This is a genomic window from Vibrio sp. G-C-1, assembly GCF_021728015.1.
Classification (GTDB): domain Bacteria; phylum Pseudomonadota; class Gammaproteobacteria; order Enterobacterales; family Vibrionaceae; genus Vibrio; species Vibrio splendidus.
The window spans coordinates 88,627-106,241 of record NZ_JAKKCR010000016.1; the positions used below are offsets into that span (position 1 = coordinate 88,627).

At 44.9% G+C, this 17,615-nt stretch carries 14 protein-coding genes; 3 read left to right on the plus strand and 11 right to left on the minus strand.

Annotated elements, in window-relative coordinates:
* Positions 1 to 64: 64 nt before the first annotated feature.
* The gene (locus L3V36_RS20365; RefSeq protein WP_017095842.1) at positions 65 to 970 is read right to left on the minus strand and encodes a DUF808 domain-containing protein; all 906 of its coding nucleotides are present in this window, start codon (positions 968 to 970) and stop codon (positions 65 to 67) included.
* A gap of 174 nt (positions 971 to 1,144) precedes the next feature.
* Between L3V36_RS20365 and L3V36_RS20370 the strand changes: the two genes are divergently transcribed.
* Positions 1,145 to 2,071 (plus strand): M14 family metallocarboxypeptidase, encoded by a 927-nt coding sequence (locus L3V36_RS20370; protein ID WP_102503626.1) that lies wholly within the window; start codon positions 1,145 to 1,147, stop codon positions 2,069 to 2,071.
* A 200-nt stretch (positions 2,072 to 2,271) separates the two neighbouring features.
* Here L3V36_RS20370 and L3V36_RS20375 read toward each other — a convergent pair whose 3' ends face one another.
* The 10 genes from L3V36_RS20375 to xsc all read right to left on the minus strand — a co-directional run bounded on the left by L3V36_RS20375 (position 2,272) and on the right by xsc (position 14,595).
* Positions 2,272 to 3,879 carry a BCCT family transporter gene (locus tag L3V36_RS20375; RefSeq protein ID WP_102446951.1) on the minus strand — a complete coding sequence of 536 codons (1,608 nt, stop codon included), beginning with the start codon at positions 3,877 to 3,879 and terminating at the stop codon, positions 2,272 to 2,274.
* 497 nt (positions 3,880 to 4,376) lie between these two features.
* Entirely contained in the window at positions 4,377 to 4,949 is a 573-nt protein-coding gene (locus L3V36_RS20380) for a malate synthase (protein ID WP_004731899.1), read from the minus strand.
* Between the two features lie 236 nt (positions 4,950 to 5,185).
* A complete protein-coding gene (locus L3V36_RS20385) occupies positions 5,186 to 6,106 on the minus strand; it encodes a cache domain-containing protein (protein ID WP_054545772.1) in 921 nt (306 codons plus the stop codon).
* An 11-nt stretch (positions 6,107 to 6,117) separates the two neighbouring features.
* Positions 6,118 to 7,458 (minus strand): TRAP transporter large permease, encoded by a 1,341-nt coding sequence (locus L3V36_RS20390; RefSeq protein ID WP_004731904.1) that lies wholly within the window; start codon positions 7,456 to 7,458, stop codon positions 6,118 to 6,120.
* Between the two features lie 37 nt (positions 7,459 to 7,495).
* Positions 7,496 to 8,038, minus strand: coding sequence for a TRAP transporter small permease (locus L3V36_RS20395; RefSeq protein WP_004731905.1), 543 nt, complete (start codon positions 8,036 to 8,038; stop codon positions 7,496 to 7,498).
* 164 nt (positions 8,039 to 8,202) lie between these two features.
* Positions 8,203 to 9,204, minus strand: a complete 1,002-nt coding sequence (locus tag L3V36_RS20400; RefSeq protein ID WP_017077365.1) for a TRAP transporter substrate-binding protein — start codon at positions 9,202 to 9,204, stop codon at positions 8,203 to 8,205.
* Between the two features lie 117 nt (positions 9,205 to 9,321).
* Complete coding sequence (locus L3V36_RS20405; protein ID WP_208775371.1) at positions 9,322 to 10,788, minus strand: FAD-binding oxidoreductase; 1,467 nt, start codon at positions 10,786 to 10,788, stop codon at positions 9,322 to 9,324.
* A gap of 48 nt (positions 10,789 to 10,836) precedes the next feature.
* Complete coding sequence (locus tag L3V36_RS20410; protein WP_004731912.1) at positions 10,837 to 11,274, minus strand: nuclear transport factor 2 family protein; 438 nt, start codon at positions 11,272 to 11,274, stop codon at positions 10,837 to 10,839.
* Between the two features lie 264 nt (positions 11,275 to 11,538).
* Positions 11,539 to 12,354: an FRG domain-containing protein gene (locus L3V36_RS20415; RefSeq protein ID WP_108175507.1), complete on the minus strand. Its 816-nt coding sequence runs from the start codon at positions 12,352 to 12,354 to the stop codon at positions 11,539 to 11,541.
* Positions 12,355 to 12,783: 429 nt separating this feature from the next.
* Positions 12,784 to 14,595 carry a sulfoacetaldehyde acetyltransferase gene (gene xsc / locus L3V36_RS20420; protein ID WP_004731917.1) on the minus strand — a complete coding sequence of 604 codons (1,812 nt, stop codon included), beginning with the start codon at positions 14,593 to 14,595 and terminating at the stop codon, positions 12,784 to 12,786.
* A gap of 262 nt (positions 14,596 to 14,857) precedes the next feature.
* On the opposite strand from xsc, the gene L3V36_RS20425 reads away from it, so the two are divergent.
* Together L3V36_RS20425 and L3V36_RS20430 are read left to right on the plus strand one after the other, a co-directional pair.
* Positions 14,858 to 15,841, plus strand: coding sequence for a MoxR family ATPase (locus L3V36_RS20425; RefSeq protein WP_198593253.1), 984 nt, complete (start codon positions 14,858 to 14,860; stop codon positions 15,839 to 15,841).
* Between the two features lie 3 nt (positions 15,842 to 15,844).
* Positions 15,845 to 17,563 (plus strand): cobalamin biosynthesis protein CobT, encoded by a 1,719-nt coding sequence (locus L3V36_RS20430; protein WP_208775372.1) that lies wholly within the window; start codon positions 15,845 to 15,847, stop codon positions 17,561 to 17,563.
* The last annotated feature ends 52 nt before the right edge of the window (positions 17,564 to 17,615 follow it).

The following is a 17,615-nucleotide window of genomic DNA, read 5'->3' on the forward strand; positions in this document are numbered from 1 at the left end:
ATGATTATGGTGCCCCTTTTTCGTTTCGTGGAGAGAGGGTTTTATTAAGACCAATAATGAGCGATTACTTATCGCGAATTTTTCCAATCACAGTCCAAACAGCAACAACGATCAATCCAGCTAAAACCCCAATCACACCATTCAACAGCGTTGGTACCACCGCGGTTGCAATCGAATGTCCACTGAAGTCCATAATAATCGGTTCAATTAAATGATGAATCGCAGGAACGTTGTGCACCACAATACCGCCGCCAACCAAGAACATCGCCGCAGTACCGACCACAGCAAGCGTCTTCATTAACTTGGGCGCAAACGCGACTAGCCCGTTACCCAATTGAGTTTTAATGGTACTCCCATTCGATGTTCGCTGGAGATAGAAACCTAAATCGTCCAACTTCACGATCCCAGCAACTAAGCCATAAACACCAATCGTCATCACAACCGCTATCAAACTCACTACAAGAATCTGAGTCACGATACTTGTACCCGTTACGGTACCCAGCGCAATTACAATGATTTCCGCAGATAAGATAAAGTCAGTCCGAATCGCGCCTGCTACCTTTCTCTTCTCATACTCTTCAACAGATTCGCCCGAGCTGCTTTCCTCATCTTTCTCTTCATGTTGATGAGCGTGAGGAAAGAGCTTTTCTAAGATTTTCTCTGCCCCTTCAAAACAAAGAAACAGACCACCAATCACCAGTAGTGGCATGATCAACCAAGGAATGAATGCACTGATCAATAGTGCTGCCGGAACCAAAATCAGCTTGTTTTTAAATGAGCCTTTGGCAACCGCCCATACCACTGGGATTTCTCTTTCAGCAGAAACACCGGATACCTGCTGAGCGTTCAGCGCTAAATCATCCCCCAACACACCAGCGGTTTTTTTCGCTGCCACCTTAGACATCAGTGCGACATCATCCAACACGGTTGCAATGTCATCCAGTAGCGTTAATAAACTTGCTCCAGCCATTTTATGGTCTCTTTTAAGGGATTAAACAATTGATAAAATGTAACACCATCAATCCACTCATCAAAGTTATGAGTCTGTAAAAAATAGAGTCACAAGTTGTGTTTTCTATTGCCGTCTCAGCTAGACAGGACTAGTCTGTCTTCATCTTTCACGAACATAAAAGAAGAAGTATAGATGAAAAGTGAATACTCCTACCCAATCGGTGAGCCTGGACAAAAATGGCAACAAGCAGAACGTCAAGCATGGTTCGCTCAAAGAACGGTTAAGCGTGAATATCAACAAGAAGTTGTACCAAAAATCCAAGCACTCGCAGACCGCTTCGACATCGAACAATACGGCGCACTAAGCTACGACGAAGCTCGCTTCCCGCTTTTTGCAGTCAAGAGTAAAAACTGGGATGAATCAAAACCAACGGTCCTTGTAACGGGTGGTGTCCACGGTTACGAAACCAGTGGTGTGCATGGCGCTATCAAATTCGCCGCGACTCAAGCAGAACAATACGCAGCGCACTTCAACATTGTAGTAGCACCTTGTGTAAGCCCTTGGGGTTACGAAGTGATCAACCGCTGGAATCCAAATGCTGTTGATCCAAACCGCTCTTTCTACGACGGTACGCCAGCAGAAGAATCAGCAAACCTACGAGCTTTAGTGGCCTCTTTGCCAGAAGTATTGGTTCACGTTGATCTGCATGAGACGACAGATTCTGATGAAACTGAATTCCGACCAGCACTCGCAGCGCGTGATGGTATTGAGTACATCGAAGGTATGATCCCAGACGGTTTCTACACAGTTGGTGATACTGAAAATCCACAACCAGAATTCCAAGCAGCGGTTATTGCTTCGGTCGAAAAAGTGACCCACATTGCACCAGCAGATGCAGACGGCAAGATCATTGGTTCTGAAGTTACACAACATGGCGTGATCAACTACCCTATGAAGAAGCTAGGCTTGTGTGGTGGTGTGACTGATTGTAAGTACGGCACAACCACTGAGGTTTACCCGGACAGCGACAAAGTGACAGACGAAGAGTGTAATGACGCTCAAGTTGCTGCGGTAGTCGGTGCTTTGGATTACGTAATTCAACATGAATTGAACGCGTAAGCTATTAGCTAAAGCTGCTCCCTAAAACTAAAAAGAGCCACAAGTGACGATTCACTTGTGGCTCTTTTTTGTCTTATCTGCTTGTCTTTGATTTCTTCTTGGGCATAAAAAAGCTCCCTTGCACACAGTACAAGAGAGCTTTGAAATAATACTTAATAAGGAGTAACTAGAGAACTATCTACTCCCCATACTTGATTACTTTATTTAGCGGTTTCGCTAACGTTTTCTTGTCCTTTATCTACTTCAGTCAGTAGACCTTTCAACAAGCTGAAACAACCAATCAGAAGAATGATCGTAAACGGCAATGCAGCAATGATCGTGATCGATTGCAGAGCTTGGATAGATTGAGTACCACCAATCCACAGCATCACCATTGCAATAGCACCTGAGATAACCGCCCAAACAACTTTCTGTTTAACAGGAACTTCAAGCTTACCACCCGCTGTCATGCCATCGATAACGATAGAGCCTGAGTCTAGCGTTGTAACGAAGAACACGATGATCAGCGCGACTGCGAGAACCGACAGAATACTACCGAACGAGTAAGCATCTAGCATGTAGAACAAGCTTAGAGATACGTCTGTAATGCCTTGGTCGAGACCAAGTTGCCCTACATGATTAATCACCTGCTCGATAGCCACGCCACCGAAGATAGCCATCCAAGCCGACGTTACCAATGTTGGGATAATCAGTACGCAAAGTAAAAACTCACGAACCGTACGACCTTTAGAAATACGCGCTACAAACATGCCGAAGAAAGGTGCATACGCAACCCACCATGCCCAGTAGAACACAGTCCAGCCATGCAGCCATGTTGTGTCTTCACGACCAGAGCTTTGGCTCAACGCTACGATGTTATTCGCATAACCCGTCACCGCCGTTGCCACAGAATCAAGCACGGTTGTGAAGTTCAGAATAGCGATAAGACCAAGGAATACGAACGCAATAACCATGTTCAAGTTACTTAGGAACTTAACACCACCGTCCATGCCGCGCATAACAGAGATGATCGCCAAGCCCATGATCAGAACGATAATAGATTGCTGAAGGAAGATGTTGTTTTCCAAGCCAAATACATGGCTGATACCACTTGCTGCTTGTGTACCACCTAAGCCTAATGAAGTCGCAAGGCCAAACAATGTAACCAGTACCGTCAGTACATCGATCACATCACCGGTTTTGCCCCATACTCGTTCACCCAGAATTGGGTAAAACACAGAACGCATAGATAGCGGCAAGCCTTTGTTATAAACAAAATACGCTAGACAAAGTGCCGTCATGCCATAGATAGCCCATGCATGAAAACCCCAGTGGAACAGTGTCGCGCCAAGAGCGAGTTCACGGCCTGCTTCTGTAAAAGGTTCTGCACCGAGTGGCGTTCCGAACCAGTTCGTGAAGAACGCGGTTGGCTCTGCAACACCCCAAAAAATAAGTCCTATACCCATACCCGCTGCGAATAGCATTGCTATCCAAGATGACATGGAGTAATCCGCCGTCGCGTCTTCGCCACCTAGACGAATTTTACCCAAAGGTGAAAACGCGAGAACAACGGCAAACGCTAGCATGATGTTAGCTCCCCACATAAAGAGGAAGTCAAACTTTGATAAAACAGCACCCTTGATAGAATCAATAGCAGCTTTAGCATCTGCAGGAGGAAGAGCAAGAAGAGTGATGATGAAGAGAAGAGATAAGCCTACTGAGGCTACGAAGACTGTGTTATGGACATCCATGCCCCATTTACTGACGTTGTCTTGACCAACTTGATAGTCAGTAGAATCAATACTGTATTTTTTTGATTTAAAACTCATAAATTATGATGTTCGCATATCCGAATTAACGAATATAAGGACGCTCTCCATATCCAATTACTACTTGATTGGCTCGCCGCACCACCTAAATAAAAAGGCGATAAAAATCACAATGATTGGTGACAAATGGACTTATTGGCTCAATCCCAAGGCGCGGATTATAGCACAGCTCAAAGCATTTTGACTGAGTTTTAGCTCAATAGTCACCCAAACCACCGTCAATAGTGATAGTTAAGCCAATAAAAACAGAATAAAATAAACAAATAAAAATGTTTAAATACAGCACTTTAAATAAAAATAACGCACTGTAAAATCTCATTCAAACTTTCTAAAGATAAAATCAACAACAGCCTAATTTATTTATAGCTCTAACAAAAAAGCCCCGCTATAGGGGCGGGGAAATTACCAAAGGTAAAAGAGAAATCAGTATTCAAATGTCAGTGCTACGTCTTGCTACGCTTCTCGCCACAGAGACTGCACATTTCAAAGGCAGTACATCAAATCGCGAAGCAAAAACCTAGGTTATAGTCTTCGCCATTTTTTGCCGTGAACTCTTTATCTTCACTTGAAGCGTTCGGTCGACCGCTTTCATCGCCTTTCACTAAGCTCACCCAGTGACGGATGCCAGAAGAACGGCTCGCCTCAGTTTGGCCAAACGTGGTGCATGTCTCTAACTGGATATCTTGAATATCAACCAATTCTAAGTAGCCAGTGCCTTTACGAGCACCGATTGTCACTTCAACATGTGTACCGCTTTCATCACGAAATAGGATTGCTGAAGGCTTAGACTTATCGCCGGTGAAAGCAACAAAGTGCTTCGCTCGTTTTAGGCCTGTATGTTCGCCATTTTTGAAGTAAACCTGAACATGTCGGTAGTCAATCTCATAGCTCACTGCGTCTTCGTGTGAACCAGCCTCAAGAGGAAATAGAGTATCAAGCAACTGTTTCGCCATTTTTTGTTTTTCGAGCTGCTTGTCTGCTTTCACCATTTCTACGGCAAAGACAGCTTCAGCAATAAATGTTGAATGGTTTCTGTGAAGTTCTGTTCTGTCTAGTGTCAGCATATTCATAGTCTTTCCCTCTTACGGCTTTGAATTTCATGTAGGTCAAAAATCCTGATTGACCCTTTTCAAAATTGTTCTTTACTGTGTTGCTTCCATGTATTTCATACTACTTGTATTTTCGAAACAATTTCACAACAAAAATTTCACAGTGTTAATTTTACTAAATTGCTTTTTTACACAAACCGGCATTTTGAGCCCCCAGCCCTTTATCTAACTGGGTTGAGGGCTCAGTAGAAACACTTTTACGTGTTGTTTGAATTTGTGTAATAACCAACACCAACCAGCTTATTGTCGATCACTCGATAGTAAGTGTGCTTGGTTTCCACTTTGCTCGACAGCGGGTTTAACCATTGATAGGTATAAACGCCTCGGCCATTTTCTTTCGCTAGGTTTAACATCTCAGTGAGAATTGGCTTATCGTCAGGGCTTAGGATTTCGTTGTGTGAACGCCCAACAAGCTCAGGGGATACACCGTGCGCGAGCAGCTTTCCAGAGCTCATATCCATCACGAACACATACAAGTCTCCCTCAACAAAGCTGCCTTCGGTATCATTGAACTCGGCGAGACTGTCCTGCTCTGATTCCACTATCGCGGCCATCGCTCTCGCCAATAATCGCTTAGCTTCTGTTGCACTAGAGCGTTCTGGGTAATACCCCACGGCAACAATCACATCACCCACACGTTCAAAGAAAGTGGTTTTAGGCTCGCCCATGCGGTCAGTCGGATTAGTCCAATGGTACTGAACTTCGCCAAACCCGTTGTGCACAGCCTTAGTGATCATTTCACGGAAAAAGGGATTACCGTAAACGTCTTGAGTATCCAAAACACTGTCGCCCACCAACACCATTGAAGAGCCTCCACTGGCAAGGAATTGGCCATCAATACCAAGAGCAAACACATAGAGCTCACCGTCTATATATTCGGCATCACTCATGAAGTCTTTGACACTCTCATCGCCATCCTTTTGTACATGGACAACCGCTTTAGCAAGCAGGGTTTTGGCTCTTCTTTCAGCATCGCTGACCACATGTGGCTCTGAAATATCGAGCACATTAACTGGCTCGTTTTCTTTTGCTGTTTCTGAATGTTCGGCACGTAGTCCAATGCCACTGATCACTGCAAATACGGCACAACCAATAAGGATAATTCTTGATATATTCATAGTAACTTCTCCTAATAGCCCACTAAGGACGGTAGCCAAAGCGTAATTTGCGGGAAGAAAGCGATAACGAAAACGCCAATGACGGATGCAAGCACGAAGGGATGGATCTTCGCGGTGATCTGTTCGACCGTGGCTCCGCCTATCCCCGAGGCGACAAAGATATTTTCACCGAGCGGCGGTGTAGCAAAACCTATCGATAACGTACATACCACCACAATACCTACGTGGGTTGGATCTGCGCCTAACATGTACATGATTGGCAGCAAGACCGGTACGATAATCATGATCGCGGCTAACGTTTCCATGAACATGCCAACGAAAAGCAGTAACACAATAGTCAGTGCCCACACCATGTACATGTTGTCAGTGAAACCTAGCAATGACTCCGCCACCACAACTGGAATTTTTTGTTCTATTAACAAGCGACCAAATACCGTAGCCGCGAATAGAATCAGCAACACACGTCCGGTGATCCATGTCGTTGTCGACAATGATTTAATCGTGCTTTTGAACGATAACTCTCGGTGAATAAACACCCCGACAAACAGTGAATAGAAGATAGCCACAACCGCCGACTCTGTTGGTGTGAACATGCCGCTGTAGATGCCTCCGAGAATCAAAAACGGAGCCAGTATCGACCAAATACCACGGCGCAAAGAGTGTCTTACTTCGCCAAATGACCAGTTTTCAGTCAGCCCTTTGTAACCTTCACGTTTAGCAATAAAGTAGTTAGTGACCACTAGCGTCGACGCCATAATGAAACCCGGCACAACCCCAGCAACAAACAGTTTTGGAATAGATAAAGAGGCAAACTGTCCGTGTTGAGCAATGGCCTCTGGCGGTGCCATTAATCCCATAGCGGAGATGCCGAAAATAACTAGCGGGATGGATGGCGGAATAATGATACCCAATCCCCCTGAAGCGGCAGTCACCGCAGAGGCGTAGCTCTTATCGTAATCTCGCTTAACCATTGCTGGTACCATCAACATACCAACCGCAGCGGTCGTGGCTGGGCCTGAACCCGATATAGCTCCAAAGAAAAGGCAGGCCATTACCGTTGCAGCGCCAAGGCCACCCGTCACGGGTCCGGCTAAGCTCTCTGCAATATCCACCAGACGTTTGGAGATACCCGCCGCCTCCATTAATGCGCCAGCAAGAACAAAGGCCGGCAGCGCCATTAACGGGAAGTTACCCACCGAAGTAAACGCGATTTGTACTAAAGCGATGGGATTTTTGTCGAGCAACATATAGGCCGCCATTGAAGCGCCGGCCAGTGATACTGTGATTGGTGCACCCAGAATTAACAGGGTTAAGAAGCCACCAAATAAAATTAGAGTTAAATAGGATTCCATTATTACATCTCTCTATTACGGCTATTCTCTGTGACGACTACTGTGATGACTTTTGTGCCGTCATTTTTCGCAGTTCTTTGACTTCTGGATCTTCGTTCTTAGCGCCTTTGAACAAACGCTCATAGTTGTTCCAGATAATTCGAATCATCATCAACGAAAACGCGATAGGCAAAATCATATAGAAGTACTTCATTGGGATGCCTGTCGTTTGAGATTTCCAGAACAGGTTCATTTTGTTGAACACGAAATCGTAACTGAGATAGACAAAGTAACCGTTGAACAGCAACCATAAGAAGTCAGCGATGGTTTCACAGACGGTCTGAACAATCGGAGGGAAGAACTTGAAGTGAAAACTGACTCGGTTATGCGCCGACATTTTGGCCGCCACAACGGCGCCTAGATAGGCAAACCAAACGAACATGTAAGTCGCAACTTCATCACCCCAAGGTATGGAGTAATCGAAAAGCTGACGAGTAAGGATTTGTGTGAACAGTAATAAGACAAAGCTTGCTAGCAACAGACAACAGGTATATTCCTCGATGTTGTTAAGATGCTTTTTTATAGTTTTAGCGACTGACATATAACCTCCAATGTTGATTTCCACATGACAACCAGTCGCTCGCGGTACTGAGCAGATCAGGTACTAAACAGATCAACGAGTAAAGCCATGTAAATGCCCTATCTCACTGTTCTATCGCTAGGTGATTAAGTAGCGGAGAACAGCAGATAGGGCGTATCTAATCGTTACTTTCTACCTAGTAACTCAAGAACGTCGTCTAGCTTGTCTTTGCCACCAATGCTTGAATAGAACTTAGGCCAAACTGATTTCGTTACCTTGCTAATCCACTCTTTCTCATTGTCTGCTGGGTCTGTGAATACCATGCCTTTTGCTTGTAGCTCTTCACGGATCTTGTTTTCAGTATTCTCTAGATAAGCAAAGCTGTGTTCTGTTGCTTCCTGACCCGCTTCAAGAATGATCTTTTGCATTTCAGGCGTCTGTTGTTGGAAGACCGTTTCACTGACGATTAACGGCTCAAGTGAGAAGATGTAACGCAGGTTTGTTACGTACTTTTGTACTTCATTGAACTTCATCGCATGAACAGTGATGTATGGGTTATCTTGACCATCAACCACACCTTGCTGCAGGCCAGTAAATGTTTCTGACCATGCCATTGGTGTTGGGTTTACGCCCCATGCTTGGTACGAAGCAATCATGATTTCGTTACGAGGAACACGAATCACTAGTCCTTTTAGATCCGCTGGTGAAGCCACTGATTTTTTAGAGTTAGTCAGAACCCTAAAACCAGAATAAGCCCAGCCAACGATACGAACGCCCGCATCACGAATCGTGTTATCAACAAGGTCTTGACCTACTTGGCCTTGAGTTAATAGCACCGCTTCTTCTGCACTTTGAATGACGTAAGGCATGGTCAATAGGCCAACCGTTGGAGAGAAAGGCGTCACGTTGTTGATCGCCAATACAGAGAAGTCGAGAAGGCCGATTGCCGCGTCGTTCACGGTATCTTGCTCATTGCCCAATTGACCATTCGGGAACAGGTCTATTTTGACTTTGCCGTCTGTTTTTTGCTCCATCAATTCAGAAAATGATGTCGCTAATTCCCATTGAGTACCACCAGCAGCATCGCCGATAGCCATTTTAAAATTTGCTGCTGCCGCGGTATGAGATAGCATCGCTGTTGCTACAATTGTGACGCCAGCAATAATTTTATTTTTAATCAATTTCATAGTCTTAACCTTTAATATCATACAGACGTCCTGCCTGTACTTTGCTCACAAGGTGACCTGGTACAACTTTCCTGGTCGTAGTTCTATTTCCCTATTTTGGAAACAATGTTCGAGTAGCTAAAGCACTTCATCCTTTAACGAATACCACTGATAGAGGAACTGTTGCCCTACTCTTCGAAATGGTGCAAACATCTCAGATTCCACCACTTCCCTCACGTTGGGGAACGGAAGTTTTGATTCAAATATTGGCAAGTCAAGCTTATGACCTTCACCTGCGATCCACTGGGCAAGGCGCTTGCCTGCTTGAGCGGAGTACATCACACCATTGCCTCCATACCCTAGCGCGTAGAATATGGACTGCTTTGGATTCGGCTGATAGATTCTTGGCATCATGTCATGGCTAACATCAACCCAACCCCACCATGAATAATCGATTTTGATCTGATCGAGAGAAGGGAATTTTCGGGTTAAATCCGCTCTCAACATATCTTCGTATTTCTTTTCAGGTGCATTCTTGCCACTGATGGCACTGCGTGTACCAATCTGCACTCGGTTATCCGGTAACAAACGGTAGTAATGACGCAGGATTCTGGTATCAGTAATCACCTGATTGGTTTTGAAGTTACACGCAGCAATTTCGTCTTGAGTTAACGGACGTGTCACCATCGAATTAGAAAGTACGGGTAATAGGCGATTCTTAAGCTCTGAATGCAAACCTTGGCTGGTATACCCACCGGTACAAACACCAACAGAGCGAGCTTTCACAACACCACCTGGCGTTTTCAGATAATGCACACCGTTACGTGTTTCCCAACCCATCACAGGGCTTGCTGGGTGAACTTTTACGCCGAGTGCTCTCGCCTTTCTTAGATAACCAAAAGCCAGTTTCCCTGCATGGATGCCAATACCTTCTGGCTCATGCATTGCGCCTGCCGCTTCTTGGTCACCAACGTAATCACGCTTTACGGTTTCCTCATCTAAAATCTGCGCATCGTAATCGAACGTGTCACGCAGCAACTTGGCTTCTTTTTCAAGTGTTGCCATCACTTTGGGACGATGGGCAACGTATAAGTGGCCACCCGGCTGCGGGTCACAATCAATGTCTTTGATCAGAGACTTAAAGGTGTTCATACCATCGACGCATTCGCGGTGCATTTTTAGCGCGGTTTCGAGTCCCCAGCGTTCAATCCACTGAGAGCGCTTCAAACGTCCTGACGCACACTGAGCCTGACCACCATTTCGGGTACTGCAACCCCAACTCATACGGTTAGCTTCAATCACAGTCGCTTTAATACCGTACATTTCAGCAAGGTGTATCGCGGTGCTTAAGCCTGTGTAGCCTGAACCGATTATCGCTACATCGACATCCATATCCGATGTAATTGGGCCATCATCTTCAGGTGGCGCGCCTGCGGTATCTACCCAATAAGTCGGGGCGTATTCCTTGCCGTGACCTGGGCTCTTGTCTTTAAGTGGATCGTATTTTGGGTCGTATCTTTCTTTTGCTTGGGTACTTTCTTGTGCTTGGGTGCTTGTCACCTTTGGCGGCACATCGGCTGCCGGTTGTTCCATTACTAAACTCATAATTCGACTCTCCTAGTCATAACACGTGGACTGATTTTGGTTTCGTGTCTAGCTCTTGGGAGTATTGCTGGGAGTCAAAAGAGGTCGTGTTTTACGGAAGGCATTTTTTACGCTGATTTTTCCATCTTTCAGGGTAAACACATCAACCATACGAGCTTCGATGACAGTGCCATCAGGGTTAGTCGCAGAGAACGTTGATTCGCTTACTGCGCGGTCACCACACACAAAGTGGACAGGGTCGCTCCAGGCTGCATCTGGAAAGTTCTGCCAAACCAATTCAAAGCTATTGCGAACGGCTTCGTACCCTTCGATAGTGTTTCCAAGTACGCCTTCTCCTGCCACGGTGTGGAAGACACAGTCTTCGGTCATAAACGACATTAGCGCTTCAATATCATGGTTATTCCATGCATCACTGAAAGACTGTAAAAAGGCGGTGTCGACTTGGTTTTCCAGCACGAATGTCGCTGCATTGGTTTGCATATTCATATTCCAGAATCCTTTATGTTTTCGTTATTGGTTTAAATTTCAGTAGCTTTGCGCCACTTTTTTATTAGAGTGTTTAAACTAGATCTGTGAAATTTAACAACTTGATAACAAGCTTCGCCACTCTAACTTCGAGTTACTTTATAAACAATCTTTAAGCTCACAGATTTCATCTTTTTATAAATTAATTAGTGTTCTAATTTTATTTACACAGTCACTCACTAGATTTATACGAGGTCTAAATAAAATAATTAGAAATATTAGACTTTAGTCGAAGTCAAAATCTTGATGGTACTTTCGGCCATACTGCTCAAGCTGACGATCATGGGTATTAACTTGTAATTCGATATTACCCTCACCTTTATTAATTTCTTGATTACCATCTACATGGGCTTCATTTTTCAAATCAGCCAGTTTCTCTTCAATATATTCTGTCGGTTCATTTAAAACATTCATGGAGGTTAATTCCTTTATCAGGTTTACTTTCGCTGATGGAAGAATATGAACGGACACTAGACCGTTTGAATATTCTTTCTCATCGTACAAAGGCTGAATGGCATCATTGCCACCTTCCTTAAATGGGTGAATGGAATACCACTTATCCTTTCGTTGCTCTTGTTGATCACAATCAGCCACATTGAATATCTGAGTTCTATTCAGGTCACATGGTGAGTTAAAAACACTAACCTTATGATAATCAATGGCTTTAATAATATTGATACAGTCTTTGCTTTGGCTATGACACACAGACCACAACGCATTGACCAGGTTATCTGTCCACTCAAGTAAACGGGTTGGAAACCCCTGTTTCTTGGCTAAACACATCAATAACCAATCGTTTATCTCGTGTGCACTCAACGAATGCCCGCCATAAACTCTCACGGTCGAAAGAAGCTCTTGTTCGACACGGCGAATATTCTTTCGATTTGAGCGACCTAAGCTTGGCATCAGGTTATTATTTTCATAATCACACACGTTATAAATCAAACCACGATGCCCATTACACTCTGTAATGAGTGAATCGATTATTTTATACAGCTCGTCGAGTGAGCTTATATAATGTTTATTTTTCACAACATGCATACTACGATTCACTTAATTTAAATTCGGTAAGATCCAAATATCAACAACCCTATCAATCGATGATAAAAATCAACCAATAATAACGATTGACCAATAGTCAACGAGTGTCGTTATTTTATTTTTTCTAAAATGATAATAAGTATATATCTTCATAAACAAGTATCAGTATTAGAACCATTCACTAAGTAGCTATGAGTTAATGGTCGATTAATAATAACGAGTAACAAAGTTTATATAGCAATAACCACTTATTTCCCTAATGAACATTTAATTAGTGTTCTAATGTTTAACTGGAAATTATTGAACTAAGCGTTTACGTTCTTCACCTAAGTCCTTTGCCAATACCCGTTGGTATTGCCCGACCACATTCTCGATAGCACTTTCTCTAAAACTCTCGAGATATCTGCGGCCGGACAAATTTCCTATGACTTACACGTAATCTTTGTATTTATCTAGGAAACGAACCGGTGTTGATAGTGCATCTCGGCGGAACGGGTCACCCAATTCCTGAGTACACATGATTTCAATGATGGTTGTTTTGCCTTCGTTCATCTGCATGTCGATGGCTTTTTGCAGGGTTGGACCTACATCTTCTAGCTTATCAACCGTTATACCTTCAGCACCCATTGCTCGTGCAATCTCTGCAAAGCTTTGGTTTTCAAGTTCACCAGCAACAAAGCGTCGGTTGTAGAAGTCGACTTGGTTCTTCTTCTCAGCACCCCATTGACGGTTGTGGAATACCACGGCTGTCACTGGAATGTTATGGCGAACACATGTCATGGTTTCCATCAAGCTCATGCCCCACGCACCATCGCCTGCATAAGAAATAGCTGGACGATGAGGTGCCGCTGCTTTCGCACCAATGATGGTCGGGAATGCGTAACCACAGTTACCGAAACTCATTGCAGCAAAGAAGCTACGTGGTTTTTCAAAGCGTAAGTAGCTGTTTGCCACTGAGTTGATGTTACCGATATCCGTCGAGACCATTACGTCTTCTGGCATCGCTTTTTCTAGCTCACGCAATACTTGGCGTGGATGTAAGTATTCGCCACCAGAGAACGGAGTCTCGTGTGAGTTTTCTTCAATCATATCTAAGCTGAAAGAGTCACGTTCGTGTGTCCACTCATCAAGCTCTTTTTCCCAAAGTGCTTTCTCTGTTGCGACTGTGTCTTGACGAGCGCCTTTGTTGTCATCACACAACAGTGCACGACCTTCCAATCTTTCAGATAGAGCAACCGCAGCTGCTTTCGCATCACCACAGATACCAACCGAAATCTTCTTAACCAGACCAAGCATCTTGTTGTCAGCATCAATCTGAATGATTTTCGCGTTCTTCGGCCAGTAGTCCATGCCATGTTGAGGCAAGGTACCAAATGGACCAAGACGTGTACCCAAAGCGATAACCACATCCGCTTGAGCCATCAATTTCATTGCTGCTTTCGAACCTTGGTAGCCTAAAGGACCACACCATAATGGGTGACTAGCAGGGAAAGAGTCATTGTGTAGGTAGCTGTTCACAACAGGAGCACCCAGTCTTTCTGCTAATGCCGCACACTCTTGAACTGCATCTGCCATGACCACGCCGCCACCAGAAATGATGACTGGGAATTTCGCTTCAGCAATCAGGTCTGCTGCTTCATTTAGAGATTTTTCACCACCTGGACCACGGTCTAAACGCGCGGGTTTAGGGATTTCAGTTTGAGTTTCACCGTAGAAGTAGTCACGAGGAATATTTAACTGAGTTGGACCCATTTCGCTCATCGCACGGTCGAAGCATCGGCCTGTGTATTCCGCCATACGATCTGGGTGCGTTACGTGACCTTGATACTTAGTAAACTCTTGGAACATTGGAAGCTGGTTACATTCTTGGAAACCACCTAAGCCCATTGTTTTAGTGCCTGTCTCTGGCGTCACAATTACGACCGGGCTATGTGCCCAGAACGCAGCTGCAATTGCTGTTACACAGTTACTGATACCCGGGCCATTTTGCCCGATGACTACACCGTGGCGACCCGATACACGGGAGTAACCATCTGCCATGTGGGCAGCGCCTTGCTCGTGTACTACTGGGACCAATCGAATGCCAGCAGGAGCAAAGATATCCATTGCGTCCATAAATGCCGACCCCATGATGCCGAACATATCGGTAACATCATTAGCAACCATAGTTTCAACGAACGCTTCTGATGGTGTCATTGTTACTGTGCCGGAAACAACCGTACGTTTTTCTTGCTCGCTCATTCTTCCATTCTCCTTGAGTTAACCAAAATTTCATTTTTCGGAATGAATTGTCTCTTTTTCGAATTCATTTTCACCTTAGTAGTAGAACTTTTGCGCGTCAACTTTTTATATTAAAATGGAACAATTCATTCTAATTAATAAAACTGGATCACATTATTGGTAGTTTTTCGTACAAAAAGTGCCGTTAACTTAACTGGAGCTGTTAATAATCGATGACATATCGCGATAGCAGCGACAAGTAATGAGCTATATAGAGGGAAATATGATGAAAGAGGCGGAATTGGTACCAACGCAGCCGGTAAGCGTGAGAGAACGCTTTGGCATCGACAGCAACCTAACGGTGATGGCATTTGAACATCCGGGTGAATATGTGCCGAAAGTCGACCCAAATTACTGTTTTGATCCTGAAGTGACGTTGGCTATATTGGCGGGGTTCACCTCCAATCGTCGCACATTGATACAAGGCACACACGGAACGGGCAAGTCGTCTCACATTGAGCAAATTGCCGCGAGATTGAATTGGCCGTGTTTGAGGATTAACCTAGACGGACACTTAAGTCGATTGGATTTCATAGGTAAAGACAGCATCGTCATTAAAGACGGAATGCAGGTGACTGAGTTTAAAGAAGGCATTCTTCCGCAAAGCATTCAACAACCCATCGCACTGGTATTAGATGAGTACGACGCTGGTCGCCCTGACGTGATGTTTGTGATTCAGCAGTTATTAGAGCAAGACGGAAAGTACACCTCTTTAGAGCAAAACCGAGTGATCACGCCTCACCCTTCTTTCCGCCTGTTTGCTACCTGCAACACGCTTGGCTTGGGTAACTTCTCAGGTTTGTATTCTGGCACTCAAGTGCTTAACCACAGTCAGTTAGATAGATGGAACATCATCGCCACGCTCAACTATTTAGATCCACAACATGAAACTAAGATCGTGTTATCCAAGCTTCCAGAGCTGAATAATGAGAGTGGTCGACAACTGGTCGAGAAAATGATCGCCACCGCAGGATTAACGCGTAACGGGTTTAGGGCTGGTGACCTTTCAACGGTGATGTCTCCGCGAACGGTGCTCACTTGGGCCGAAAACATCCAAATATTCGACGATGTAGCGACTGCATTTAGATTGTCATTCTTGAATCGATGTGAAGACGAAGAGAAAGAGCTGGTTAGCGAATACTATTTCCGTTGCTTTGGTGAAGATTTAGAAACGCCTACTCAAAACTATTCGCACTCGGAGTCGTAAACCATGGCCAATGTTTCTTCCCAGCAGAAAAAGATCCTCGATATTGGTGTGTCTGTCGCCAGAGCAATCAGTGGCGAACTCAATCTGAACTACCGGGGAGAACGTCTCTATAAAGGCAATAGCCCCTGTTATTATCAGTCTGCGCATACTAACGATCTCACCTTTGTTTCTCGCCACGAGCTAAAAAACAGCAAGCTATCGATGCAGGGCAAGATCGATTCATCGGCACTGCGATTATTGCTTTCAGACGCTGACCTCCACTATTCACTACGCCCTCAAAACGAAATAGAACGTCTGCTTTACGACTTCTGCGAACAGGTCCGAATTGAATCTCAAGTCCCGCCTTATCTAAAAGGCGTGACCACCAGCATCCAATTCAACTTTGCGTATTGGAGCAACCAATATCATCAAAATGGCTTTACCGAATCACTAATAGGCATGTTGCTGTTTACACTGATGCAAGTCATCTACACCCGCTTAACTGGCGTTCCGGTGTCTGAGCCTATCGCTGAGACCATTGAATCGACTCGCGCCGGTATCGTGCCTACTTTCGGGTACAGCGTGAAGCGCTTAAAGCAACATAGAACCGACCAACAACAGTTTGCTCACTGCGCCAATGAGCTTGCTGCCCTTGCACAAGAGCTCATCAACCAAGAGCAAGAGAGCGATAGCTCGGCTACGCCAACGGTTGAAGAAGACATAAAAATCCTTGCGCAGCTTGCCCTTATCGTTGATGGAGACATTCAAGATCAAGACGTCGATACTGACATCACAGGCAGTAGTAAGGTGTTCGAGCTTTCGGGCGCGAATTATCAGGTCTTTAATTCAGAATTTGATCAAGTCATCGCCGCAGATAAACTCGTCAGGCGCGCCCTATTACTCGAACTGAGGCAGAAACTCACCGATGACATCATGGCGAGACAAGTAAACACTCGCCGTTTAGCCGCTATGCTCACCAGCTTTGTCGCCACGCCACAAAGGAACCGACGTCAGGACCATTTAGAAGAAGGCATTGTTAACGCCACCACCATCACCAAGCTCATCACGTCGCCATTGGATCGCACTGTCTTTTATCAACCTGACATCGGCGCATCTCATCAATGTGCCATCACGTTTTTGATGGATTGTTCAGGTTCAATGCAAAAGCACAGTCACAAGCTAAGTTTGTTGATGGATACTATTCTCAAATCCGTTGGATTGGCTGATATCCCATTTGAAATCATTGGCTTCACTACCAACAACTGGAACGGTGGCAAGGTCTATCGACAGTGGCTTAAACAAGGCCAACCAAAGCACCCAGGGCGCTTGAACGAAGTTCGGCACATCGTGTTTAAGGATTTTGATACGCATTGGAGACGATCTCGCCTTGGCATTGCGAGTCTTCGTAAAGCAGACGTCTTTAAAGAAGGGATTGATGGCGAAGCGGTGCAGTTCGCTAGCCAGCGGTTGCAACAGCACACTGCTCAACGAAAGGTTTTGATCGTGTTCTCAGACGGCTGCCCAATGGATACCGCCACCAGCACCGCCAACGATCAGTTCTATTTGGATAACCACCTAAAACAAGTCATTGAACGTGAGTCGACCAAAAACGGAATTGAGATTCATGGCGTGGGGATGGGAGTGGATTTGAGCCCATATTACCGCAACAACATTACCTTGGACGTACAAGAGAGCTGCTTGTTCGGGCTATGTAGGAACATCTTTGAGATGCTAAAGCGCTGACGTGTCAGTGAGGAGGGTGTCATCAAGCATTAAACGAGAATCAAGCCCTCCT

Excerpts from the sequence above, each read along its gene's own strand:
- L3V36_RS20415 (WP_108175507.1), bottom strand. The coding sequence starts at position 12,354 with ATGCATGTTGTGAAAAATAAACATTATATAAGCTCACTCGACGAGCTG.
- L3V36_RS20395 (WP_004731905.1), bottom strand. The coding sequence starts at position 8,038 with ATGTCAGTCGCTAAAACTATAAAAAAGCATCTTAACAACATCGAGGAA.
- xsc (WP_004731917.1), bottom strand. The coding sequence starts at position 14,595 with ATGAGCGAGCAAGAAAAACGTACGGTTGTTTCCGGCACAGTAACAATG.
- L3V36_RS20375 (WP_102446951.1), bottom strand. The coding sequence starts at position 3,879 with ATGAGTTTTAAATCAAAAAAATACAGTATTGATTCTACTGACTATCAA.
- L3V36_RS20400 (WP_017077365.1), bottom strand. The coding sequence starts at position 9,204 with ATGAAATTGATTAAAAATAAAATTATTGCTGGCGTCACAATTGTAGCA.
- L3V36_RS20385 (WP_054545772.1), bottom strand. The coding sequence starts at position 6,106 with ATGAATATATCAAGAATTATCCTTATTGGTTGTGCCGTATTTGCAGTG.
- L3V36_RS20410 (WP_004731912.1), bottom strand. The coding sequence starts at position 11,274 with ATGAATATGCAAACCAATGCAGCGACATTCGTGCTGGAAAACCAAGTC.
- L3V36_RS20405 (WP_208775371.1), bottom strand. The coding sequence starts at position 10,788 with ATGAGTTTAGTAATGGAACAACCGGCAGCCGATGTGCCGCCAAAGGTG.
- L3V36_RS20365 (WP_017095842.1), bottom strand. The coding sequence starts at position 970 with ATGGCTGGAGCAAGTTTATTAACGCTACTGGATGACATTGCAACCGTG.
- L3V36_RS20390 (WP_004731904.1), bottom strand. The coding sequence starts at position 7,458 with ATGGAATCCTATTTAACTCTAATTTTATTTGGTGGCTTCTTAACCCTG.
- L3V36_RS20370 (WP_102503626.1), top strand. The coding sequence starts at position 1,145 with ATGAAAAGTGAATACTCCTACCCAATCGGTGAGCCTGGACAAAAATGG.
- L3V36_RS20425 (WP_198593253.1), top strand. The coding sequence starts at position 14,858 with ATGATGAAAGAGGCGGAATTGGTACCAACGCAGCCGGTAAGCGTGAGA.
- L3V36_RS20430 (WP_208775372.1), top strand. The coding sequence starts at position 15,845 with ATGGCCAATGTTTCTTCCCAGCAGAAAAAGATCCTCGATATTGGTGTG.
- L3V36_RS20380 (WP_004731899.1), bottom strand. The coding sequence starts at position 4,949 with ATGAATATGCTGACACTAGACAGAACAGAACTTCACAGAAACCATTCA.